Raw genomic sequence first — 1,237 nt, forward strand, 5'->3', positions numbered from 1 at the left:
CACTACGCCGCGAACCTGATGGCCGTGACGCCGAAGTCGCAGTGGGGGTGGGTCAAGGCGCTACTGCACTCGGTGTATGACCAGCCCGACTCCGAGGCCGTGAACGCCCAGTTCGACCGGGTCCTCGAGGGACTGTACGAGAAGCTCCCCGCCGTGGCCGAGCACCTCGAGCTCGCCCGCGCCGACATCCTCGCCTTCACCGTGTTCCCGAAGGAGATCTGGCGCCAGATCTGGTCCAACAACCCGAACGAGCGCCTCAACCGTGAGATCCGCCGCCGCACCGACGTCGTCGGCATCTTCCCCAACCGGGAGGCGATCATCCGCCTCGTCGGGGCCGTCCTGGCGGAGCAGCACGACGAGTGGGCCGAGCAGCGCCGCTACCTCGGCCTGGAAGCGCTGAGGAACGCCCGAGCCGTCCTGACCGACCGCACCACCGACGACGATCGTGAGGAGGTGACCAACGACCTGATCGCCGCGGCGATCACCGCCTAACCGAACGACCACGACGGATCACCGTCGTACACCACCGATACGGACTTGACCCTCCGGGGTGGTGATCCGCAGCCAAGTGACGCCCGGGCCCGGGAGTTCGTCGCTCTGCCAGCCCAGGCTCCACGAATCCCCGCTCGCCGAGACTCCTCTGGCAAAGACCTGCTCGTTCATGTCCACCCTGGAAACGTACGTGCCGTGAGCCCGTCACGCATCGGGGAAGCAACCGATCCGACTCCTGTCTCAGCCAAGGTCCAGCCCCTTTCGGCGCGCCCGCAGTGCGGCATGTGCGAAGAGGAAGTCCGTAGCCACGGGCGGCCCTCACGGCGAGGATGCTCACATGGCGAAGAAGTCGAAGGGTCCTACGTTCTCGGAGTTGCTCAAGCGGCCCACCTGGAGCGAGGGAGAGGCCCGGGTCTCAGGCGAGCATGCCGTCCGTCCTGGGAAGTACAACGCAGCTGGTGAACTCATCGGCCCGAGCGGAAGACCGATCCTCCTTCAGCAGGAGTTCGTCACCCCTCAGCTTGCGCAGGAGTTAGTCGAGCGCGGCGCGCTGGTCGCTCACGAGGTATGTGGCTGTGGCGGCTGGACGGGGTGCCAGCCCTCGTGGCTGCCGGAGGAGGCATTGACGCGGCTGCGTTCGGCCCACGCGCCGGTCCTGGTCGAGGACCACGGAGTACCGACGTGGATCGACGTGTGGGGCAGCGACGAAGGTCAGGTTGTCTACCTCCATGGGGACGTTCGGTGG

2 protein-coding genes are annotated in these 1,237 nt (G+C 66.9%); both read left to right on the forward strand.

Annotated elements, in window-relative coordinates; genetic code table 11:
- Positions 1 to 492 (forward strand): transposase (locus tag AB4Z14_RS22025; RefSeq protein WP_442277109.1); only part of this gene is annotated, 492 nt, incomplete at its 5' end.
- Positions 493 to 829: 337 nt separating this feature from the next.
- On the forward strand, positions 830 to 1,237 hold a 408-nt coding region (locus tag AB4Z14_RS22030; protein ID WP_442277110.1), incomplete at its 3' end, for a hypothetical protein.

The sequence above is a fragment of the Terrabacter sp. 2TAF16 genome, from assembly GCF_052115065.1.
GTDB lineage: Bacteria > Actinomycetota > Actinomycetes > Actinomycetales > Dermatophilaceae > Terrabacter.